The sequence below is a fragment of the Formivibrio citricus genome (assembly GCF_900115065.1).
Taxonomy (GTDB): Bacteria; Pseudomonadota; Gammaproteobacteria; order Burkholderiales; family Chitinibacteraceae; genus Formivibrio; species Formivibrio citricus.
In genome coordinates, this window is the sequence record NZ_FOVE01000024.1 from 21,037 (window position 1) to 41,585 (window position 20,549).

20 protein-coding genes, 1 tRNA gene and 1 pseudogene are annotated in these 20,549 nt (G+C 60.4%); 11 read left to right on the forward strand and 11 right to left on the reverse strand.

Annotated elements, in window-relative coordinates:
- Nucleotides 1-3 precede the first annotated feature (3 nt).
- The 3 genes from BMZ36_RS13135 (at nucleotide 4) to BMZ36_RS13145 (ending at nucleotide 2,369) form a co-directional block, all read left to right on the forward strand.
- The gene (locus BMZ36_RS13135; RefSeq protein WP_177187887.1) at nucleotides 4-816 is read left to right on the forward strand and encodes a type II secretion system protein; all 813 of its coding nucleotides are present in this window, start codon (nucleotides 4-6) and stop codon (nucleotides 814-816) included.
- Between the two features lie 68 nt (nucleotides 817-884).
- Nucleotides 885-1,616, forward strand: a complete 732-nt coding sequence (locus BMZ36_RS13140; protein ID WP_091197665.1) for a pseudouridine synthase — start codon at nucleotides 885-887, stop codon at nucleotides 1,614-1,616.
- A gap of 9 nt (nucleotides 1,617-1,625) precedes the next feature.
- Entirely contained in the window at nucleotides 1,626-2,369 is a 744-nt protein-coding gene (locus BMZ36_RS13145; RefSeq protein WP_091197669.1) for a TlyA family RNA methyltransferase, read from the forward strand.
- 1 nt (nucleotide 2,370) lies between these two features.
- On the opposite strand, the gene BMZ36_RS13150 is transcribed toward BMZ36_RS13145, so the two are convergent.
- From BMZ36_RS13150 to BMZ36_RS13190, 9 genes are all read right to left on the reverse strand, one after another.
- Nucleotides 2,371-2,787: a bacteriohemerythrin gene (locus tag BMZ36_RS13150; protein WP_091197672.1), complete on the reverse strand. Its 417-nt coding sequence runs from the start codon at nucleotides 2,785-2,787 to the stop codon at nucleotides 2,371-2,373.
- A gap of 11 nt (nucleotides 2,788-2,798) precedes the next feature.
- Complete coding sequence (locus BMZ36_RS13155) at nucleotides 2,799-4,397, reverse strand: methyl-accepting chemotaxis protein (RefSeq protein WP_091197678.1); 1,599 nt, start codon at nucleotides 4,395-4,397, stop codon at nucleotides 2,799-2,801.
- 128 nt (nucleotides 4,398-4,525) lie between these two features.
- Nucleotides 4,526-5,617 carry a redox-regulated ATPase YchF gene (gene ychF, locus BMZ36_RS13160; RefSeq protein ID WP_091197683.1) on the reverse strand — a complete coding sequence of 364 codons (1,092 nt, stop codon included), beginning with the start codon at nucleotides 5,615-5,617 and terminating at the stop codon, nucleotides 4,526-4,528.
- Between the two features lie 148 nt (nucleotides 5,618-5,765).
- Nucleotides 5,766-6,353: a 50S ribosomal protein L25/general stress protein Ctc gene (locus BMZ36_RS13165; RefSeq protein ID WP_091197687.1), complete on the reverse strand. Its 588-nt coding sequence runs from the start codon at nucleotides 6,351-6,353 to the stop codon at nucleotides 5,766-5,768.
- A gap of 103 nt (nucleotides 6,354-6,456) precedes the next feature.
- On the reverse strand, nucleotides 6,457-7,407 hold the full coding sequence (locus BMZ36_RS13170) for a ribose-phosphate pyrophosphokinase (protein WP_091197690.1): 951 nt from the start codon (nucleotides 7,405-7,407) through the stop codon (nucleotides 6,457-6,459).
- 61 nt (nucleotides 7,408-7,468) lie between these two features.
- Nucleotides 7,469-7,545 (reverse strand) — tRNA-Gln (locus BMZ36_RS13175).
- A gap of 19 nt (nucleotides 7,546-7,564) precedes the next feature.
- Nucleotides 7,565-8,431 carry a 4-(cytidine 5'-diphospho)-2-C-methyl-D-erythritol kinase gene (gene ispE / locus BMZ36_RS13180; RefSeq protein ID WP_245747945.1) on the reverse strand — a complete coding sequence of 289 codons (867 nt, stop codon included), beginning with the start codon at nucleotides 8,429-8,431 and terminating at the stop codon, nucleotides 7,565-7,567.
- On the reverse strand, nucleotides 8,410-8,973 hold the full coding sequence (gene lolB, locus BMZ36_RS13185) for a lipoprotein insertase outer membrane protein LolB (RefSeq protein ID WP_091197696.1): 564 nt from the start codon (nucleotides 8,971-8,973) through the stop codon (nucleotides 8,410-8,412). The genes ispE and lolB overlap by 22 nt, the downstream gene beginning before the upstream one ends.
- Before the next feature lies 1 nt (nucleotide 8,974).
- Complete coding sequence (locus BMZ36_RS13190) at nucleotides 8,975-10,717, reverse strand: tetratricopeptide repeat protein (protein WP_091197700.1); 1,743 nt, start codon at nucleotides 10,715-10,717, stop codon at nucleotides 8,975-8,977.
- A gap of 83 nt (nucleotides 10,718-10,800) precedes the next feature.
- Here BMZ36_RS13190 and mutM point away from each other — a divergent pair, with 83 nt between their 5' ends.
- From mutM to BMZ36_RS13205, 3 genes are all read left to right on the forward strand, one after another.
- On the forward strand, nucleotides 10,801-11,616 hold the full coding sequence (mutM, locus tag BMZ36_RS13195) for a bifunctional DNA-formamidopyrimidine glycosylase/DNA-(apurinic or apyrimidinic site) lyase (protein WP_091197704.1): 816 nt from the start codon (nucleotides 10,801-10,803) through the stop codon (nucleotides 11,614-11,616).
- A 121-nt stretch (nucleotides 11,617-11,737) separates the two neighbouring features.
- Nucleotides 11,738-13,738 carry a dynamin family protein gene (locus BMZ36_RS13200; protein WP_177187888.1) on the forward strand — a complete coding sequence of 667 codons (2,001 nt, stop codon included), beginning with the start codon at nucleotides 11,738-11,740 and terminating at the stop codon, nucleotides 13,736-13,738.
- 63 nt (nucleotides 13,739-13,801) lie between these two features.
- Nucleotides 13,802-14,254 (forward strand): GNAT family N-acetyltransferase, encoded by a 453-nt coding sequence (locus BMZ36_RS13205; protein ID WP_091197707.1) that lies wholly within the window; start codon nucleotides 13,802-13,804, stop codon nucleotides 14,252-14,254.
- Nucleotides 14,255-14,421: 167 nt separating this feature from the next.
- Here the strand turns inward: BMZ36_RS13205 and BMZ36_RS13210 are convergent, their stop codons facing one another.
- On the reverse strand, nucleotides 14,422-15,030 hold the full coding sequence (locus BMZ36_RS13210) for a hypothetical protein (RefSeq protein ID WP_143086068.1): 609 nt from the start codon (nucleotides 15,028-15,030) through the stop codon (nucleotides 14,422-14,424).
- A gap of 117 nt (nucleotides 15,031-15,147) precedes the next feature.
- On the opposite strand from BMZ36_RS13210, the gene hemB reads away from it, so the two are divergent.
- The 5 genes from hemB to BMZ36_RS13235 all read left to right on the forward strand — a co-directional run bounded on the left by hemB (nucleotide 15,148) and on the right by BMZ36_RS13235 (nucleotide 20,197).
- A complete protein-coding gene (gene hemB / locus BMZ36_RS13215) occupies nucleotides 15,148-16,149 on the forward strand; it encodes a porphobilinogen synthase (RefSeq protein WP_091197714.1) in 1,002 nt (333 codons plus the stop codon).
- A 129-nt stretch (nucleotides 16,150-16,278) separates the two neighbouring features.
- Complete coding sequence (locus BMZ36_RS13220; protein WP_091197737.1) at nucleotides 16,279-16,746, forward strand: GNAT family N-acetyltransferase; 468 nt, start codon at nucleotides 16,279-16,281, stop codon at nucleotides 16,744-16,746.
- Between the two features lie 155 nt (nucleotides 16,747-16,901).
- Nucleotides 16,902-18,194 (forward strand): Nramp family divalent metal transporter, encoded by a 1,293-nt coding sequence (locus BMZ36_RS13225; RefSeq protein ID WP_091197718.1) that lies wholly within the window; start codon nucleotides 16,902-16,904, stop codon nucleotides 18,192-18,194.
- Between the two features lie 72 nt (nucleotides 18,195-18,266).
- Nucleotides 18,267-18,752: a 5-(carboxyamino)imidazole ribonucleotide mutase gene (gene purE, locus BMZ36_RS13230; protein WP_091197722.1), complete on the forward strand. Its 486-nt coding sequence runs from the start codon at nucleotides 18,267-18,269 to the stop codon at nucleotides 18,750-18,752.
- Nucleotides 18,753-19,048: 296 nt separating this feature from the next.
- Nucleotides 19,049-20,197, forward strand: coding sequence for a 5-(carboxyamino)imidazole ribonucleotide synthase (locus BMZ36_RS13235; protein ID WP_091197742.1), 1,149 nt, complete (start codon nucleotides 19,049-19,051; stop codon nucleotides 20,195-20,197).
- Between the two features lie 70 nt (nucleotides 20,198-20,267).
- Here BMZ36_RS13235 and BMZ36_RS13240 read toward each other — a convergent pair.
- A pseudogene (locus BMZ36_RS13240) lies at nucleotides 20,268-20,549 on the reverse strand (hypothetical protein); the annotation flags it as partial.

A 20,549-nucleotide genomic window follows, 5' to 3' on the forward strand; every position in this document is an offset into this window, starting at 1 on the left:
GACATGCCCGCACCCATGCAAAATCGGGGATTCACGCTGGTCGAAATGGCCGTAGTCCTGTTCGTGATCGGCCTGCTGATGAGCGGCCTGCTGGGCGGGCTCTCGCTGCAACAAGAAAGCCGCCGGCTCGCAGAAACACGCGATGCGCTGGAACAAGCCAGGGAAGCGCTGCTCGGCTATGCGCTCACCCACAACCGCCTGCCGTGTCCGGCTGACGGATCGCTCGCGCAAACGCATCCCGCCGCAGGACGCGAACTCGCAGCCCGCACGGCACAAGGCCGATGCCAGACGCTGCAGGGCGTACTGCCCTGGGCCGATCTGGGGCTCAGGCAGACCGATGGCTGGGGGCGACGCTTCACCTACCGGGTTTCGGCGGCCTTCACCGAATGCCAGGGGCCGGCCGTCGCCCCGCCCGGCGATCCCCCCGTCTTGCCAACCGGATGCCAGACGGCCATCACCGCCTGCGGCGTCAGCGGCACGCGCCCCTGCTTCACGCTCGCGACCACGCCGGACCTGCGGGTCTACCGTTCCGCGCCAGCCGCCTGTCCAACCCCTCCGGCCACGCCTCCAACCGGCAACGTTGCGAACAACGTTCCGGCGATCATCGTCTCGCACGGGCGCCAATTCCACGGCTCGTTCGGCCCGGAAGGCGGAGCGCCGGCCCCCGGCGCCAGCGGCGACGCAGCGGAAAACAGCGACGACAACCGCTGTTTCGTCAGCCGGTCGGACGGTGCGAACGGCTACGACGACGAAACCTTCTGGCTCTCCCCGGCGATCCTCTTTTCCCGGCTGGTCGGCGCCAGCCGTTTGCCCTGATTTTCAAAAACTGTTTCACCATGCGCTTTTTTCTTGCCCGCCACCGCGCTTCCTGCTGAAATGCCGCCATGGAACCCATCAGACTATCCAAACGCATGGCCGAACTCGGGCTGTGCTCCCGCCGCGAGGCGGACGAATACATCGCCAAGGGCTGGGTCAAGGTCGACGGCAAGATCGTCGACGTGCTCGGCAGCAAGGTCACACCCGACCAGACCATCACGCTCGAACCGTCCGCCAAGGCCGCGCAGGCCGACCGCGTGACTGTCCTCATCAACAAGCCGGTCGGCTACGTCTCGGGGCAAGCCGAGGACGGCTACCAGCCGGCCGTCGTGCTGTTCAAGCCGGAAAACCAGTGGGAAGGCGACGACAGCGGCATCCGCTTTGCGCCGGCGCACCTGCGCGGGCTGGCTCCGGCCGGGCGGCTCGATATCGATTCGGTCGGCCTGCTGGTACTGACCCAGGACGGTCGCGTCGCCAAGCACCTGATCGGCGCGGATTCGCAGGTCGAGAAGGAATACCTGGTGCGCGTATCGGGCAAGCTTTCCGAAGATGGTCTGCGCAAGCTCAACCACGGTCTGTCGCTCGACGGCGAAAAGCTCAAGCCGGCGCGGGTGTGGTGGCAGAACGAAGACCAGTTGCGCTTCATCCTCAAGGAAGGCAAGAAGCGCCAGATCCGCCGCATGTGCGAGCTGGTTGGCCTGCAAGTGGTCGGCCTCAAGCGCATCCGCATCGGCAGAATGATGCTGGGCAACCTGCCGACCGGGAAGTGGCGTTACCTCAAGTCGGGCGAAACCTTCTGAAACCGGCCCATGAAACGCGCTGATTTATTGCTCGTCGAACTCGGCCTCGCACCGTCACGCACCGCGGCCCAGAACCTGATCGAGGCCGGGCGCGTAGCAGCGGACGGCAAGCCGGTCGTCAAACCAAGCCAGAAACTCGATCCCGATGCTGTCCTGCATGTCGAGCCCGACCCTGCCGACCGCTTCGTTTCGCGCGGCGGGCTGAAACTCGCCGGAGCGCTGGAGCACACCGGGCTGGATGTCCGCGGCATGACCGCACTTGATGTCGGCATCTCCACCGGGGGCTTTACCGATTGCCTGCTGCAGGCCGGCGCACGCAAAGTCGTCGGGGTTGAAGTCGGTCACGACCAATTGCATCCGCGCCTGCTCGCCGATGCGCGTGTAGCCCAGTTCGAAGGCGTCAACGCTCGGCATCTCACCCCGGAACTGATCGCCCCGGCACTGGATGCGCCGCTCGATCTCGTGGTCGGCGACGTCTCATTCATCTCTCTGACACTGGTCCTGCCGGCGCTGCGCGCCGTGCTGCCCATAGGCGGCAAGCTGCTGTTCCTGGTCAAGCCGCAGTTCGAAGTGGGGCCGGGCAATCTCGGCAAGGGCGGGATCGTGAAAAACGAAGGCCTCTACCCGGAGGTCGAGGCCCGTATCGTTGAAACCGCGCGTGCTTGCGGCTTCGAAGTGCTGGATTATCTGGAAAGCCCGATCAAGGGCGGCGACGGTAATCGCGAGTTTTTCCTGTTCGCTGTTGCAGTCTGAGTCACGGTTTGTCGTTGCGCCCGGCCGCCCGCAGGGCGACTCCCAGATTCGCGTCGCACACCTTGATGTGATGAAACAGCCATTCTTCAAGTGAACAGAACACGCTCATGGGCGAAACCATCAAGCCGGCATCATGCTGCGACCGCCACTCCATGACTTCGGTGATCAGGTCATCGTGCGCGGCTTTGTGCCATTCGTAATCCGGGTAATCGATCTGCTGCATCAGCGCCTCTTCGCGCTGGAAATGGGCTTCCACATAGCGCAGCAATTCATCCAAAACTTCGCCCAATACCTGATCACCCTGTCCGGACGAGATGCCCGCAAACAGCTTGTTGATCTGCCCGATCAAATGCTTGTGATCGTCGTCGATCTGTTCGTTGCCGATTGCGATGGCATCGGACCATTCGAAAAGCGGCATGGCATGCCTGGCTACTTATTGAACAAGCGGAATACGTTGACGGTTTCGTCGACGTGCGCCGTGGCCGTGCGCAATTCATCCATGGATTGCCACAGCTTGCGCAACAGCGCCTGATTTTCCTCGGAAAGCTGAGAAATCACTTCCATGTTGCGCGCTACTTCCTGCCCGGCGATGCTCTGCTGATCCGAAGCGCTGGCGATGTGCTCCGCGAGCCCCACGGTCTGCCGGCTCGCAATCGCAACGTCGCCGAGACGGTCCACGCTTTCGTGCATCTTGCCGGAACTGGTTTCCACCGCTTGGGCGGCTTCGCTCATGGAAGTCACTACCCCACCTGCCAGCGTCTGGATATCGGAAACCATCTTGTTGATTTCCTGCGTACTGCCGGACGTGCGCTCAGCCAGCTTGCGCACTTCGTCCGCGACCACGGCAAAGCCGCGGCCCGATTCGCCTGCGCGCGCGGCTTCAATCGCCGCATTCAGCGCCAGCAGGTTGGTCTGTTCGGCGATTTCCTTGATGACCTGCGTGATGTCGCCGATCTTCGCCACGGCGCGATCGAGTTCGGTGATCGTGGAATGCGACTTGTTGACTGCGCCGACTACCATTTCAGCCGCAGCCATTCCGTCCTGGACGGTCTTCTGCCCCTCGGCCACACGCTGTTCGGATACCGCCGCAGCCTTGGCTGTTTCCCCGGCGCTACCGGCAACTTCAGCGACCGCCTGGCAGAATTCCTCGGTCGCCGCCGCCACCGAGGCCACGCGATCATGTTGAGAATTGATATGGTGGTTGATGGTGTCGGCCTGCTGGTTCGCAGCCTGAATGCTCTGCCGCGCATCGCGCAGGGCATCCTTGATATGGTCGATGCTCACCAGCCACTGGGTCTGCATGACCTGCAGGCCATTGGCGATCTTGCCCAGCTCGTCCGGCGGATAAATCGGATTACGGTGCGCCAGTTCGCACTGCGTCATCTGCAGTATCTGCTTGCCAAGGTCGGCGGCCCCGCGCACACGGCGCACATAGAACAAACCGGCCAACCCGATCACCGACAACAACGATGCGATGCCGAACACGTTTTCCAGGGCAGGGTAGATCGCCAGGTTGTGCAGGGCCAGGTTGGCAACCTGTGCCGCAAGAACAAAACCGGTAATGGAGAAAAACGCTGTGGTGAACGGAACGGGATGACGGTTGATGCTCTTGAATTTGCCCGTCTTGCGAACGTGCTCGAACAGCGCCTCGGACTCCTGGATTTGCTGCCGCGTAGGCTCGCGGCGTACCGACATGTAGCCCACGATCTGGTCATTCTTGAAGATGGGAACGATCTGCGCATCGACCCAGTAATGGTCACCGTTCTTGCAGCGGTTCTTGACCACGGCGCGCCAAGGCATTCCGGCCTTGAGGCTTGCCCACATGTCCGCGAAGATCGCTGGCGGTACATCCGGATGGCGCACCACGTTGTGGCTCTTGCCGATCAACTCTTCGCGGGTGAAGCCGCTCAGTTTGACGAACGCTTCGTTGGCATCGGTAATCACACCCTTGAGGTCGGTCTGGGAAACCACATACATGCCCTGAGGATATGGCACCTCTTGCTGGGTAACGGGCAGATTGACTTTCATTGCGAATCCTCCACGGGTTATCCCTTACATGTTAACAGAGAATGATTACAAATAATTTTGACAGCAGACAAAAAGACAGGGGGCCTGCTAAACAGGCCCCCTGCCGAAAAAATTGAAGCTTCAAACGCTCAGACGTTGAACAGGAAATTCAGTACGTCACCATCCTTGACCACATAATCCTTGCCTTCGGCGCGCATCTTGCCGGCTTCCTTGGCGCCCTGTTCGCCCTTGTAGGCGATGAAGTCTTCAAACGAGATCGTCTGGGCGCGGATGAAGCCTTTTTCGAAATCGGTGTGGATCACGCCGGCGGCCTGCGGGGCGGTGTCGCCCTTGTGGATCGTCCAGGCACGGACTTCCTTTACGCCTGCGGTGAAGTAGGTCTGCAGACCAAGCAGATCGTAACCGGTGCGGATCAGGCGATTCAGGCCCGGTTCTTCCAGACCGATGTCGGCAAGAAAGGCGAGCTTGTCTTCTTCTTCCAGATCGGCCAGTTCCGCTTCGATCTGGGCACACAGGACCACAACCGGAGCGCCTTCCTTGGCGGCGTGTTCGCGCAGGCGGTCGAGGTGCGGGTTGTTCTCGAAGCCGTCTTCTTTCACGTTGGCCACGTACATGGCGGGCTTGAGCGTCATCAGGCACAGCGGCTTGAGCTGAACCAGATCTTCTTCGGAAAGCTTGAAGGTGCGCGCCGGCTTGCCTTCGTTCAGGTGCGGCAGCAGTTTTTCGAGAACGGCGACAAACTTCTGCGCATCCTTGTCACCAGCGCGCGCCTTCTTGTTCTCGCGCTGAATCGCCTTTTCGACCGCGCTCATGTCAGCCAGCGCCAGTTCGGTCAGGATGGTTTCAATGTCGGCGATCGGGTCGACACGGCCGGAAACGTGGACGACATTTTCGTCGTCGAAGCAGCGCACGACGTTGACGATGGCATCGGTTTCGCGGATGTTGGCCAGGAACTGGTTGCCCAGGCCTTCGCCTTTGGAAGCGCCAGCAACCAGACCGGCAATGTCGACGAACTCGACAATCGCGGGCTGCATGCGTTGCGGCTTCACGATTTCGGCGAGTTGTTGCATGCGGGGATCAGGAACTTCGACGATGCCGACATTCGGTTCGATCGTGCAGAAGGGATAGTTGGCCGCTTCGATGCCGGCCTTGGTCAAGGCATTGAAAAGCGTGGATTTGCCGACATTGGGCAAGCCGACGATACCGCATTTGAGACTCATGATAATCCTTTCACCGCCGCAAACAGGGTACGGCTTGCTGCAAAAAACGGAATTTTACTCCGAACCGTTATGATCCGCATTTTGCCGATATATGGCACAAAAAACCCGCCATCGAAACGGCGGGTTTTTATCAGACCGGGGAAGCGACTCAGGCTTCGACAGCCTTGGCGCCGTTCAGGATGGCGACGGCGAGGTCGTTGCCGCGCAGCAGCGCGACCAGGTCAGCGCCTTCCGGCAGCTTGAGGTCGGACAGGTGGACGGAGCCGTGAGCCGCGCTCAGTTCGCCCAGATCCACTTCAACGAATTCCGGCACCTTGGTAGCCGAGCAACGTACCATCACTTCGTTCAGCACATGGCTGATCGTGCCGCCTTGCAGCTTCACGCCCACAGCGGTGTCGCCGTTCTTGAAGTGCAGCGGAACCTTGATTTCCACCTTGGTGGAAGCGTCGATACGCTGGAAGTCCACATGCAGGACTTGTTGCTTGAAGGAGTGGTATTGCACGGCACGCAGCAGCACTTGCTCGGCCTTGCCACCGTCGATGGACAGGTTGATCACGCCGGTGTGAAAGGCTTCTTCCTGCAGTTGGTAGTACATGCTGTTGTGGTCCAGGGAAATCACCAGCGGGGCCTTGTCGCCACCGTAGACGATGCCCGGCAGTTGGCCGGCCTTGCGCAGGCGGCGGCTCGCTCCGGTGCCCTGTGCTGCACGGCTTTGTGCTTGAATTTCGAAAGTCATGTTTATTGCTCCATATTGCGCTTTTTAGCGCAGTAAAAAAGCATCGCCCGCGACCAGGCGATGCGCCATCAAGCCTGCTGTAGATGCAGCAGGCAGAATTCGCTTAATCGACAAACAGCGAGGAAACCGATTCCTCGTTATTGATCCTGCGCATGGTTTCGGCAAGCAGGTTGGCGATCGATACGCAGCGGATACGCCCGCAATTCTTCGCGGCCTCGGAAAGAGGAATGGTATCGGTGACGACGACTTCATCAAGTTCGGATTGCATGATGCGCTCGACCGCCGCGCCGGAGAACACCGGATGGGTAGCGTAGGCCAGCACGCGCTTGGCACCGAACTTCTTCAGGGCCTCGGCAGCCTTGCACAGGGTGTTGGCGGTATCGATCATGTCGTCGACAATCAAACAGGTACGGTCGCGCACATCGCCGATGATGTGCATGACTTCGGAAACGTTGGCCTTGGGGCGACGCTTGTCGATGATCGCCATGTCGGTACCGAGCTGCTTGGCCATGGCCCGGGCACGCAGGACGCCGCCGACATCGGGGGAAACAACCATCAGGTCGTCGATCTGGCGGGATTTCAGATCATCCAGCAGAACCGGCGTGGCATAGATATTGTCAACGGGGATATCGAAGAAACCCTGGATCTGGTCGGCATGCACGTCCACGGTCAGCACGCGGTCCACGCCGGCAATGGTCAGCATGTTGGCGACCACCTTGGCGGAAATCGGCACGCGGGCGGAACGCGGGCGGCGATCCTGACGGGCGTAGCCGAAATAGGGAATCGCAGCGGTAATCCGGCTAGCGGACGCGCGCTTCAGGGAATCCACCATCAGGAGGATTTCCATCAGGTTGTCATTGGTCGGCGCACAGGTGGGTTGCAGCACGAACACATCGTGGCCGCGCACGTTCTCAAGAATTTCGACGGTCACCTCGCCATCCGAGAAGCGACCGACCGAGGCACGCCCCATACTGAGGTCGAGGTGATTGACTACATCTTCAGCAAGCTTGGGGTTGGCATTGCCGGTAAAAACCTTGAGGCTGTCGTAGGCCATTTTCGTATCCCGAAAAAACGAAAAGCGTGTAATCGCAATTACACGCTTTTCTGTCTTAGACTGGCAGGGGAAGAAGGATTCGAACCTTCGCATGTCGGAATCAAAATCCGATGCCTTAACCAACTTGGCGACTCCCCTATTTTCGAATCAACCACTTTCAATCAGCGGCAAATTCACGTAACGGGTGCTGTTCCAGCGCGGCAGCAACAAAGCCACGCCAAGAATCAGGAAGCCGTAATATTACACGCTTCGCATCATCTTGTGAAGCATGTCGTGAAAAAACACAGCTTCCGGAGCCTGTCATCCGCGCCGCAGCGTACTGATTCAACCAGTTCACATGCTCGGCAATCTGCGGATAGAGGCGGCAGGCCACGGGCTCCATGTCGTTACGGGTGTCCGTGGCAGCAAGGTCGCGCACTTTAATGGGGGGCGAATCTCGTGTCAAGTCGGGCGCTCGGAAAATATCCAGCGTCGGCACGTGCACCGGGGGATGCAGCACCACGAACCAGCCCGGCTCCGTTTCAACCGGCGTCATGATCTCGCCGATGCCTTCGACGAAGGCATTGCGCCCGTAAATGAAGAACGGCACATCTGCGCCCAGCTCCAGGCCCAGCGCCATCAGGTCGTTGCGGGGCAGGTTCAGGCCCCAGAGCCGGTTGAGTGCCAGCAGCACCGTAGCCGCATCGGAACTGCCGCCGCCCATGCCGCCGCCCATCGGTATGCGCTTGTCGAGATCGAGCGCCACGCCCTTGCGGCATCCGGTTCGGGTCTGGAGCAGCTTGGCCGCACGCCAGATCAGGTCGGATTCGGCGGGCACGCCCGGCAAGGGATTGTTGCGCACGATCTCGCCAGAATCGTCCACCTTGAGCCAGACCGTGTCGCAAAGATCGACGAGCTGGAAAACCGATTGCAGCAGGTGATAGCCGTCGGCACGACGGCCGACGATATGCAGGAAGAGGTTGAGCTTGGCTGGCGCGGGATACCCCAGGAAACCCTCCGTGTTCATTGCCGGGGTGTAGTCCATTGCCACTCCGATATCACGATGCGTACACTGATCTCGCCGCGGGAGAGTTCGATCCGGCGCGGCCCGCGCTTCACCGGCACGGCCTCGGCATAATCACTGGTCGCGATATGCCAGCCGTCCTGTTCGATTACCCGACCGTCTTCCGTATCCCGGCTGATCGCAACGCCCGGAGCTGGCTTGCCCTGCAACCACCAGCGCAGCCCCGTGACCGGTAGTTGCATGCCGGTGGTTTCCAGCAGCAGCGCTTCGGGCTTGCCTTCTCTCGAAGCACCGCTGGACTCGCGCAGCACGGCACGAACCGGCTGGTTGTTCCGGTAATCAATTTCCAGCTCGGCAAGCGTCTGGCCCAGCGGGTTGTCCAGCGAGAGGCGGTCCATACCCTGAGCCGCCTGCCAGCCAAAATTGGCGTAATGGGCTTCGTTGCCGGCACGCACGACGACGCGTCCGCTTGCCGAAAAACCGTTCAGCGGCGGGGGCGGAGGCTGAAGTCCGGCGCAGGCGGCCAGCAGCAGGCAGATCGACAGCAACAGGCAACGTTTCACGTCACAACCCCAAGCGCCGGCTCACGTCGACAATGGCCGGATGCTCGGGATCGAGCTTTTGCCCCGTCGCAAAAACTTCGCGCGCTTTATTCTTGTTCCCACTGGTCCAAAGCACTTCGGCGTAGTGCGCCGCCACTTCCGGATCGCGCACCTTGGCGTAGGCGCGCGCCAGCCAGTCCAGCGCCTCCTCCAGTTTGCCCTGACGGAAACGCAGCCAACCCACGCTGTCGATAATCACGGGGTTGTCCGGCTCGGCGGCAATGGCCTTCAAAAGCAGGGGTTCAGCATCGGCCAGTCGGTCAGTGCGGCTCACCAGCACATAGCCAAGCGCATTGAGTACCTGGACCGAATCGGGCTGGATCCCGAGCGCCCGGCGCAAGTCGGTTTCTGCCGCGGCGATATCGCCCTCCAGATCGGCCAGCAACGCGCGGTCATACAGCAGATCGACGGAATCGGGGTGCTGTTTCAGTGCGAGGGTCAGTATTTCACGTCCCTTGGCCGGCAGCTTCAAATCGCGCCAGACCTGCGCCTCCATCTGGATCTTCGCGATTTTTTCCTCTTCGCTCGCCTGCGGCAACTTTTCCAGCGCCTTCAATGCCGCCTCGCGCTCGCCGAGCCTGGCCAGCACCCGCGGCAACCTCATCTCGGCCTTGGGCATTTCTTCGCCGGTGACTTGTCCGTACCAGCCCTGCGCCTCGCGGAAACGGTAGCGCTCTTCCTCGATTTGCCCCAGATAGAGACGCAGCAGATTGGCATTGCGCGGCTCCTGTTTGACTGCCGCAGAAAGGAAACGATACGCGGCATCTATCTCGTGATTCTGCAGCGCCAGGAGCCCCGCGCTGACCAGCGATTCCAGGTTGTCCGGCGTAATGGCCAGGATTTCTTCGTAAACAGCACGGGCCTCGGTCTCGCGCTTCGCATCGGCCAGCGTGCGCGCCAGCGCCAGGCGGAAAGAAAGCAGACCCGGTTTCTTTTCGACGGCCTGCTGCAAGAAAATGATCGCCTGATCGGGCTTCTTGCCCTGCGTCAGGAGCTGTGCGCGGTACAGCACGGCCGGTTCCCACCAGGCGCGCGAATCCAGCGCTGCTTCCAGCTCGGCAAGCGCCGTCGCCTCACGGGCCTGCATGGCATGGGCCACTGCACGGGCAAAGCGCGCTTCAGGCATGGAATCCTTGCCCGCAGTGAGTTTTTCGGTCAGCCGGATCACGGCTTTCGGATCCGCCCCCCGATCCCAGAGCAGGTGCAGTTGCATGTAAAAACCGGCCAGATCGGGCGGCGGATTTTTCAGGAAGGGGTCGATCAGCGCTTCGGCCTCGTCGAGCTTGTTGGCCCGGATCGCCAGCGACAGCGCCAATTGCCGCGCCACGCCGGACGAAGGCGCGGCATCGCTCCAGATTTTCGACAATTCCTGGGCTTGGGCCACCTGACCCGTCGCCACGGCCATCTCCAGTGCGCGGCGCGCGATGCGTGGGTCTTTTGTCCGGCGGGCGAGATCGAGCCAGGTTCGCGCCGCAAGCGCCGGTTGTCCACGCTGCAATGCCACGTCACCGACCAGGAAGCGAATCAGCAAATCGGCGCTCAGTTCCGTCTTGGGAAGCTCTTCCGGACGCCAGCCTTCTTCGCGCACCACCTCCTGCTGTTCGACGACGGCCATCTCTGCCGACTCGTCCGGCGCCTGCTGCAAGCTGGCGCAGGCGGAAAACAGCAAGGACAACGGTATTAACAAGAACAGGCGGGAACGCATTGCGGTTTCCAGTCGAAGAACCAAGAAAAAGCATTATTAGGTAAACTGGGCTGCGTTGTCCAAGCCATGATTCACGGAAAACCATGCCGGAGCTGCCCGAAGTCGAAACCACCCGCCGCGGCATCGCTGGACGCCTGACCGGCGCGGCAATCTGCGAAGTGATCGTTCGCAATCCGAAATTGCGCTGGCCCGTACCGGGCAATCTTGACGAAATCCTGGCCGGGCAAACCCTGCAGGCCATTGAGCGCCGCGCCAAATACCTGCTGTTCCGCTTCAAACATGGCACCCTGATCGTGCATCTGGGCATGTCCGGTAGCCTGCGGGTTTTGAGCACCGACACCCCCGTGGAAAAACACGAACACATCGACCTGGTTTTCAGCAACGGCCAGCGCCTGCGCTACCGCGATCCGCGCCGTTTCGGCGCGTTCCAGTGGACCGTCGAGCCGCCCGAAAAACACCCGCTGCTATGCAAGCTGGCACCCGAGCCGCTCTCCGGCGAATTCAATACGGACTACCTCGCCAAAGCGCTGGCTGGCAAGAAAATAGCGATCAAACCCGCCATCATGGACCAGCATCTCGTCGTCGGCGTGGGCAACATCTATGCCTCCGAAGCACTGTTCCGCGCCGGAATCGTTCCGCAACGCCCGGCGAATCGCCTGTCGGCTGAAGAAATCCTTCGGCTGGTCGACGCCATCCGCGCCGTACTGAAGGAAGCGATTGCCGCCGGTGGCAGCACCTTGCGCGATTACGTGGACAGCGACGGCAATGCCGGTTATTTCACGGTCAACAGTTACGTCTATGGCCTTGCAGGCAAGCCCTGCCGTGTCTGTGGTTCGCCGATCCAGACCCTGCGACAGGGACAGCGGGCGACCTTCTGGTGCCCGCACTGTCAGCACTAATTCGATCAGACCGGGTGAAATTCGAATTTTTGTCGTCATAACGGTGTCTCTGACTAACAGGTTACATTTCGCAAACTGGTGCTAGAATCAACGCATTGGATACGCCGACCAAGGAATTCTCATGATTGCCGATTACCTGCATCAGGACGCCTTCGCTGCCAACGATCATCTGGTCAACGAATTTCAGGCTTACAGCTCCTGGCGCGGCAACCTCACCCAGTCGATCATCCGCCTGTCGCGCTGGCTTTCCGAACAGGATCTGGAAGACGCGCAGACCGCGCTGCGCATTCAGGGGCTGGTCGAAAAACTGCGCGAGGACAAGCTCAACATCGCCTTCGTCGCCGAGTTTTCGCGCGGCAAGTCCGAACTGATCAACGCGATCTTCTTTGCCCATTTCGGCATGCGCATCCTGCCCTCCAGCGCGGGGCGCACCACCATGTGTCCGACCGAGCTGTTGTACGACGAGGCCCAGCCGCCCGCGCTCAAGCTGCTGCCGATCGAAACCCGCGCCAACGATACGCCAACGCAGGAATACCGCCGTTATCAGGAAGAATGGAAAGTCTTCCCGCTCGATTTGAACAACCCGGATTCGATTCAGGAAACCTTCAAGGAAATCGGCAAGACCCGGCTGGTTCCGGTCGAGGAAGCCAAGCAATACGGCCTGTTCGACGAAAACGATCCGGACCAGAAAGCCGCCGCGGCCTCGGGGCAGCTGGAGATCCCGTGCTGGCGCCATGCCGTCATCAATTTCCCGCATCCGCTGCTTGAACAGGGGTTGGTAATCCTCGACACGCCGGGGCTCAACGCCATCGGTACCGAACCGGAACTGACGCTGAGCCTCTTGCCTAACGCCCACGCGATCCTGTTCATCCTCGCCGCCGACACCGGCGTCACCAAATCCGATATCGAAGTCTGGCGCAACCACATTGCCCGCAGCCAATCCGGCAAGCGCGGCCGTCTGGTTGTGCTCAACAAGATCGACGGCATGTGGGACGACCTGAAAAGCGCGACCGAGATCGAAGGTGAAATTCAAAAGCAGGTCAAAACGACGAGCGACCTTCTCGGCGTTCCTGCCGCGCATGTCTACCCGGTTTCCGCGCAGAAAGCACTGGTCGCCAAGGTGCAATCCGACAACGCCCTGCTTGAACGATCAAGACTGGCCGAACTGGAACGCGCGCTGTCCGAAGACCTCCTGCCCGGCAAGCAGGACATCGTGCGCGACACCACGCACAGCGAAGTCGAAGACATTGTCGTCGCCATCCGTTCCCTCTTGGCCGCGCGGCGCGACGGTGTGGGCGAACAGCTCACGGAACTTACCGGACTGCGCGGCAAGAACCAGGATGTCGTCGCACAGATGATGCAGAAGGTGCAGGCCGACAAGGTGCGCTTCGAACAGGGCTTGGTACGCTTCCAGGCGCTGCGCAGCGTGTTCAGCCAGCAGACCAACAAGCTCTACTCGCTGCTGGGCCGCGAAGCGCTCAATGGCGAGATCATCCGCATCCGCACCGAAATGGAAAAAACCTTCTTCTCCTTCGGCGCCAGCGGCCTGCGTTCGATCATGGATCGTTTTTTCCAGGACACCAACCAGTCGATCACCAAGGCCGCCGAGCAGGTTGCGGAAATCCAGGCCATGATGTCGGCCATGTACCAGAAGTTCAGCGAGGAACACGGTCTGGGCCGCGTCACCCCGCCGCCTTTTTCCACGCTCAAGTACCACAAGGAACTCACCCGGCTGGAAAAGACCTTCCGCGAGCACTTCAACACCGTCGGCAATCTGCTCACCACCAGCCAGAGCCGCATCACGCGCAAGTTCTTCGAAATCGTCGCCAGCCGTGTGGTCTACGTATTCGAAGTCGCCAACCGCGACGTGGAAAACTGGCTCAAGGCCGTGATGGCCCCGATGGAAACCCAGGTGCGCGAGCACCAGATGCAACTGCGCCGCCGACTGGAAAGCATCAAGCGCATCCACAAGGCCACCGACACGCTGGAAGACCGCATCCGTGAACTGGAAGAAATCGACCGTCAGCTCACCGCCCAGATGCGCGAACTCGACAGCCAGTTGCACGCCATCTACAGCGCGCTCAACGCCGACTTCGAATCGTTCGTCAGCAAAGCGGCCTGAAATTCAAAACCTTCCCGCCGGCCACCGCAGGGTGGCCGGTTTTCTTTTGCACCGGGCTCCCGCATGAACATCCACTGGCAATGGTTCACCCTCGACACTTTCGATACCCGCACCCTGCTCGCCTACCTGCGCCTGCGGCAGGACATCTTCGTGGTCGAACAGAAATGCACCGCGCCGGAAATCGATGATTACGACCCGCCCGCGCAGCATCTTGTCGGGCGCGACAAACAGGGCAGAGTCATCGCCGCCCTACGTCTGGTACCGCCGGGCTTGAAGTTCCCCGAACCTTCGCTCGGTCGCGTCGTGGTGCATCCGGACTCCCGCCGTGGCGGCACCGGCAGCGCATTGCTGCGCGAAGCATTGGCAAAATCCGATGCGCTCTGGCCCGGTCAGGGCAACCGCATCAGCGCCCAATCCCACCTGCAGCATTTTTACGGCAATGTCGGATTCAAGACGGTCAGCGAGGAATACGAGGAAGACGGGTTGCCGCATGTGGAGATGTGGCGGGAATCGTAGGAGCGAATAGCACCGCGTATTCGCCCGATCAATGACTTGGATGCAATCACACCATGCGTGCGATTACGCTTTGCTAATCGCACCTACGCGGACTACTTGGCTGCACCGTTTCCACGGAGAAAACCCAGTTGGCAGGTCTCGCCGCACAGCGGCAGCCGCCGAATCAACTATTTCTCCATCAGCTTGTAAGTACAGCCCAGCAAGGTTTTGTCCCGGTGCGACGAAACCGTAGACAGATCCTGGCTGATTTTCCGCCAGACCTTCATGGAACCAATGGTTTCCGGCTTTGTTTCAGATATCGTCCTGGTCGCCAATATTTTGGTTCCGGTGTTTACCACCACATTCAGCCCCAGCTTTTCTGCAAGCGGCAAGGGGGCCTTTTCATCCAGTACCGCCATGATCCCGGCGGAATTGAACACGACGCGCCGGGTTTCATGCCCATAAACCTTGATGGGTTGCGAAAGCTCGTATTCGTGCAGAAATGGATTGTCTTGCTGAATCTTCTTTATCCCCATTTTGGCCTTGAGTTTTTCATCCTGAAAATCGCCTAAAACGAAGGACATGTAATCTTCAAACGCGACCTTGCACTCGATCATCTTTACCCATTCCGGCAGCGTCTCGCTGGCAAGACTGGGTCTGTCCAGAAACAGGGAAACAACGATTGCGGCCATGACCACCGAAAAATACTTCGTTCTGTTCATACTGGAATGCTCCATTTGTAACGGTTTCCCAAAAATGTGACCCGGCCATGCCGGAAATCGCACCAATGCCAACATCTGGCTTTCTTGAAATTACGCCAACGAAAGCATAGAACATTCCCTCGTGATTACACACACCCACATGCCCTCCTTCCAGCGCTAGAATGAGATCATTCTCATTTGCCGGCTACCGCCATGACCTTCGACCGCCGTTTTCCTGCCACGCGCCTGCGCCGTATGCGCCGCGACGATTTTTCCCGGCGTCTGATGCGCGAAACCCGCCTGAGCGCCGATGACCTGATCCTGCCGGTGTTCGTGCTCGACGGGCGCGGGCGGATCGAGCTGGTGGCTTCGATGCCTGGCGTGGCGCGCCAATCGCTCGACCATCTGTATGCCACCGCCGAGGAAGCCCTGAAGCTTGGCATCCCGGCGCTGGCCCTGTTTCCGGTGATTGAGCCGGCGCTGAAAACCGCGGGCGCGGAAGAGGCCTGGAACCGCATGGGGCTGATTCCCCGCGCGGTACGGGCGCTGAAGGAGCGCTTCCCGGAACTCGGGATCATCACCGACGTGGCACTCGACCCCTACACCAGCCACGGGCAGGACGGACTGATCGACGAGACCGGGTATGTGCTCAACGACGAAACCGTCGCGGCACTGATCCGCCAGGCGCTGAGCCATGCCGAGGCCGGCGCGGACGTGGTGGCACCTTCGGACATGATGGACGGGCGCATCGGCGAGATTCGCGCCGCGCTCGACCGCGACAACCATATCCATACGCGGATTCTGGCCTATTCGGCCAAATACGCCTCCGCCTTCTACGGCCCGTTCCGTGATGCGGTGGGTTCGGCAGCCAACCTGGGCAAGAGCAGCAAGGAAACCTACCAGATCGACCCGGCCAATTCGGACGAAGCGCTGCACGAGGTGGCGCTCGATCTGAACGAGGGCGCTGACATGGTCATGGTCAAGCCGGGCCTGCCGTATCTGGACATTGTGCGCCGGGTGAAAGACGAGTTCGCCGTGCCGACCTTCGTCTATCAGGTATCCGGTGAGTACGCGATGCTGAAGGCCGCGAGCCAGAACGGCTGGCTGGAAGAAAAGAAGGTGGTGCTGGAAAGCCTGCTGTCGATCAAACGCGCCGGGGCGGATGGCATCCTGAGTTATTACGCGCTTGAGGCGGCACGCTGGTTGAAGGAATAAACCTTCAAGGCATTCACCACGAAGCACACCAAGAACACGAAGAGCCCCCCCGGGTTTGTATATCACCCGTTTTTCTTTGCATTTCTTGGTGATCTTCGTGTGCTTCGTGGTTAAAAATTGGACATTGGCATGAAACAAATTATCCGCGCCGACCTGCAAAACGCCATCCATCAGCAAGGGTTGATTGCCTGTCTGGATGCCTACGCCCGCGACCCGATGGGCGGCGGAGAGCCGCTTGCCGAAGACGCCAAACTCCGCCTGATCAATGGCCTGCTCCGCCAGCCAGCCAACGTCAATTTCCTGGCGCAGCACGGCACTGACATCGTGGGGGCTGCGGTCTGCTTCATGGGGTACTCCACTTTCCGCGCCCGACCACGCTTGAATATCCACGATCTGTGCGTGCTGCCGACGCATCGCGGCCAAGGCTTGGGGCGTTTACTCCTGCAAAGCGTGGCCGACTATGCACGGGAACAGGATTGCTGCGCGGTATCGCTGGAAGTCCGTACCGACAACCGGACGGCGCAAACACTCTATCGCTCACAAGGGTTCGGCCATCTGGATAGCCCGATGGAGTTCTGGGTCAAACCGCTTTGCTGATTTCACATTTGAGGCATGCGGGTACTTGGCCTCCCCCTTTGTCAAAGGGGGGAATTTCATCCCGCCGCATTGGCACTGTTTCTTGATCGCATGCCGATCCATGAACGGAATCGGCCCACTTGGGCCGCCTTGCTTCAAGAAAGGATCGAACATCCATGAGCCTGCTCGCCCGTCTCAAACACAGGATCGCGGCATTCAACCGCGAAACCCGTCCACCCGCACTGACCGCGCTGGAGCTGTTCCGCTACGTCGGCCCCGGCCTGCTGGTGACGGTCGGGTTTATCGACCCCGGCAACTGGGCGGCCAATATTTCCTCCGGTGCCCAATTCGGCAACACGCTGCTCTGGGTCATCACGCTCTCAACCCTGATGCTGATCGTGCTGCAACACAATGCCGCACATCTGGGTATTGCCACGGGGCTGTGCATTTCCGAGGCAGCGACCCGGCACTTGCCACCGCTGCAATCGCGGTTACTGGTCGGCTCGGCGGTGCTCGCGGCAATTTCCACCGCCGTGGCGGAAATACTGGGCGCAGCGATTGCGCTCAACATGTTGTTTCGGCTTCCGATCAAACTCGGCGCATTGCTGACCTCGCTGGTCGTGGCGGCCTTCCTCTTCACAAACAGCTACAAGCGCACCGAAACCGTGATCATCGGGTTTGTCTCGATCATCGGGCTGGCATTCATCTATGAGCTTTACCTGATCCCGGTCGACTGGCCCGACGTAATGCGAAGCTGGATCACGCCCTCGATTCCAGACGGCTCAATCCTGCTGATCATGAGCGTGCTGGGCGCGGTCGTCATGCCGCACAACCTATTTCTGCACTCGGAAATCATCCAGAGCCGGCAGTGGAACCTGGAAGACGAAGCCACGATCCAGCGCCAGTTGAAGTATGAATTCCTCGATACGCTGTTTTCGATGGGCGTCGGCTGGGCCATCAACAGCGCCATGATCATCGTGGCGGCCACGACGTTTTATGTTGCCAAAACGCCGGTGACCGAGCTGCCGCAGGCGGCCGATTTGCTGAAACCGCTGGTCGGCCACGGCGCAGCGCTGGTATTTGCCTTTGCGCTGCTCTGTGCGGGTATCGCTTCGTCGATCACCGCCGGCATCGCTGGGGGCAGCATTTTCGCCGGCCTGTTCCATGAGCCCTACGATATTCGCGACAAGCATTCGCGCTTGGGCGTGGGATTGGTACTGGGTCTGGCGCTCGTCGCCATCCTGCTGATCGAAAACACCCTGCAGGGGCTGGTGCTGTCGCAGGTCATGCTCTCGGTCCAGTTGCCGTTCACCATCTACCTCCTGGTGCGCCTGACCTCCTCTGTCGAAGTCATGGGTGCACGAGCCAACAGTCCGGGCACCCGCTATCTGCTGGTCTTTTTCGGTGCGATCGTTACCTTCCTCAACCTCTATCTGCTGTTCGACCTTGCCAAAGGCGCGCTCCAGTAGGACTATCCGCACAACGGTTTTGGTCAAGTCGCCATTTTTCGTTAAAATTCAATCTTTTTGCGGGGAAGCCCCATGGTTCAGGTCGGCGTGGTAATGGGTAGCAACAGCGACTGGGAAGTGATGCAGCACGCAGCCCGTCAACTCAAGGATTTCGGCATCGAGTTCGAGTGCAAGGTGGTTTCTGCGCACCGTACGCCCGATCTGCTGTTCGAATACGCAGAAACCGCGCATGAACGCGGGCTGGTCTGCATCATCGCCGGTGCAGGCGGCGCCGCGCATCTGCCAGGCATGCTGGCCGCCAAGACCACCGTTCCGGTACTGGGCGTTCCGGTGCCGTCGAAATACCTTCGCGGTGAAGATTCGCTGCTCTCCATCGTCCAGATGCCCAAGGGCATTCCGGTTGCGACCTTTGCAATCGGTGAGGCCGGTGCAGCCAATGCGGGCCTCTTTGCCGTGGCCATGCTGGCACACCAGAATCCGGAAATCGCGGCCAAGCTGGTCGCCTTCCGCCAGCGCCAGAAAGATACGGTTCTGGCCATGGAGTTGCCGGAAGTTTGATGCTCACCCAAGAGCAGTTGCGCTGGCAGCGGATACGCCAACATGGCCCGTGGCACAGCATCCTGCAGGTAGGGGCTCTGGCCTGGGGCTGCGCTTTCTGCCTGTTGTTCGCTACGGCGCAAGGCTTGTTTGGCGATGCGCCCAATTTCTGGCTGAGTGCACTGGGAGCATTGCCGACCGGGCTCGTGGCCGGCGGCATTTTCGGCTGGGCCCGTTGGGGCTATGCCCTGCTTGAAGGACGTCGCACCCGTCGAGCAGAAGAGTTGGATGAAGAAGAACCGAAGAGAACCATCAAGATGACCGTAAAGAAAAGCAAACCCATCCTGCCGCCCGCCATGCTCGGCATTCTGGGGGGCGGGCAACTCGGCCGCATGTTCACCGTGGCCGCCAAGACCATGGGCTACCGCGTAACCGTGCTCGATCCCGATCCGCACGCTCCCGCAGCCGAATTTGCCGACGTGCACCTGTGCCTGCCCTATACCGACCCGCAGGCGCTGCAGCAGCTTGCGCAAACCTGCGCGGCCATCACTACCGAGTTCGAGAACGTCAACGCCGATTCGATGCGCTGGCTCGCCAAGCAGGGCGTTCCCGTCTGCCCGTCCGGCGACTGCGTGGCCGTGGCCCAGGACCGCATCGTCGAAAAAACCTTCATCCGCGATGCCGGATTGTCGGTAGCGCCTTTCATCGCAGTCAAAACAGCGGCCGATCTGGAAGGCGATCTTTCCCCCTACCTGCCCGGCATTCTGAAAACCGCGCGTCTTGGCTACGACGGCAAGGGCCAGATCCGCGTCAAAACCGCCGAAGAAGCGCATGTCGCGCTCAGTGAATTCAAGCACCAGCCCTGCGTGCTGGAAAAGATGATGCCGCTGGTCTGCGAGGTATCGGCCATCGTAGCCCGTACCGCCTCGGGCGGAATCGCCTGCTTCCCCGTAGCCGAAAATGAGCATGCCAACGGCATCCTCGATGTCTCGATCGTCCCGGCCAGAGTCAAACCGGAAATCGCCGAGCGCGCCCAGGTCATGGCACAGCAACTCGCAGCGGCGCTCAATTATGTCGGCGTCATGGCCGTTGAGTTTTTCGTGCTGGAAGACGACGAGCTCGTCATCAACGAAATCGCACCGCGCCCGCACAATTCCGGCCACTACACGCTGGACGCCACGCTCACCGACCAGTTCGAGCAGCAGGTGCGCGCCATGTGCAACCTCGCGCCGGGCAAGACCGATCTTCTGAGCCCCGTGACCATGCTCAACCTGCTGGGAGACGTCTGGAAACAGGATGGCGGCGAACCGAACTGGGGGCCGCTGCTCAACACCCCCAATGCCAAGCTGCACCTCTACGGCAAGAAAGAAGCCCGTCCGGGTCGCAAGATGGGGCACTACAACGTGCTGGCGACCACTGCGGAACTGGCTCTCGAACAAGCCAGGGCCTTGCATAAGACACTGTAAACGTCTTGCTTTTCAAGCCGTCATACCAACAAAAAAGCCGGGAACCCCCGGCTTTTTTGTTGGTATCAACTCACAACCTGAACCTTGTCGCGACCTGATTAAGCTCGCGCGCCAGTTCATCGAGTTGCCGCACCTGATCGTGCGCGGCCTGCACGGCAGCGTCGGATTCTTCGACCATCTGGGCGATGCGTTCGACGTTGCCGGCGATGCTGTTGCTGACCTGGCTTTGTTCCTGGGCGGCGTTGGCGACTTCTCGGGTCTTTTCCAGGGTGGCGCGGGCGCCTTCGTTGATGTCGCGCAGGGCTTGGGCGGCCTTTTCGGCGAGTTCGACGCCGAGGGTGACCTGATCGCG

Bases quoted from the DNA above. Each gene is read 5' to 3' on its own strand.
- BMZ36_RS13135 (WP_177187887.1), top strand. From the start codon at position 4: ATGCCCGCACCCATGCAAAATCGGGGATTCACGCTGGTCGAAATGGCC.
- BMZ36_RS13170 (WP_091197690.1), bottom strand. From the start codon at position 7,407: ATGGCCTACGACAGCCTCAAGGTTTTTACCGGCAATGCCAACCCCAAG.
- BMZ36_RS13210 (WP_143086068.1), bottom strand. From the start codon at position 15,030: ATGTTGGCATTGGTGCGATTTCCGGCATGGCCGGGTCACATTTTTGGG.
- BMZ36_RS13235 (WP_091197742.1), top strand. From the start codon at position 19,049: ATGACCGTAAAGAAAAGCAAACCCATCCTGCCGCCCGCCATGCTCGGC.
- BMZ36_RS13205 (WP_091197707.1), top strand. From the start codon at position 13,802: ATGAACATCCACTGGCAATGGTTCACCCTCGACACTTTCGATACCCGC.
- ychF (WP_091197683.1), bottom strand. From the start codon at position 5,617: ATGAGTCTCAAATGCGGTATCGTCGGCTTGCCCAATGTCGGCAAATCC.
- BMZ36_RS13145 (WP_091197669.1), top strand. From the start codon at position 1,626: ATGAAACGCGCTGATTTATTGCTCGTCGAACTCGGCCTCGCACCGTCA.
- ispE (WP_245747945.1), bottom strand. From the start codon at position 8,431: ATGGACTACACCCCGGCAATGAACACGGAGGGTTTCCTGGGGTATCCC.
- BMZ36_RS13140 (WP_091197665.1), top strand. From the start codon at position 885: ATGGAACCCATCAGACTATCCAAACGCATGGCCGAACTCGGGCTGTGC.
- BMZ36_RS13155 (WP_091197678.1), bottom strand. From the start codon at position 4,397: ATGAAAGTCAATCTGCCCGTTACCCAGCAAGAGGTGCCATATCCTCAG.
- BMZ36_RS13225 (WP_091197718.1), top strand. From the start codon at position 16,902: ATGAGCCTGCTCGCCCGTCTCAAACACAGGATCGCGGCATTCAACCGC.
- hemB (WP_091197714.1), top strand. From the start codon at position 15,148: ATGACCTTCGACCGCCGTTTTCCTGCCACGCGCCTGCGCCGTATGCGC.
- BMZ36_RS13165 (WP_091197687.1), bottom strand. From the start codon at position 6,353: ATGACTTTCGAAATTCAAGCACAAAGCCGTGCAGCACAGGGCACCGGA.
- BMZ36_RS13220 (WP_091197737.1), top strand. From the start codon at position 16,279: ATGAAACAAATTATCCGCGCCGACCTGCAAAACGCCATCCATCAGCAA.
- BMZ36_RS13200 (WP_177187888.1), top strand. From the start codon at position 11,738: ATGATTGCCGATTACCTGCATCAGGACGCCTTCGCTGCCAACGATCAT.
- BMZ36_RS13190 (WP_091197700.1), bottom strand. From the start codon at position 10,717: ATGCGTTCCCGCCTGTTCTTGTTAATACCGTTGTCCTTGCTGTTTTCC.
- purE (WP_091197722.1), top strand. From the start codon at position 18,267: ATGGTTCAGGTCGGCGTGGTAATGGGTAGCAACAGCGACTGGGAAGTG.
- mutM (WP_091197704.1), top strand. From the start codon at position 10,801: ATGCCGGAGCTGCCCGAAGTCGAAACCACCCGCCGCGGCATCGCTGGA.
- BMZ36_RS13150 (WP_091197672.1), bottom strand. From the start codon at position 2,787: ATGCCGCTTTTCGAATGGTCCGATGCCATCGCAATCGGCAACGAACAG.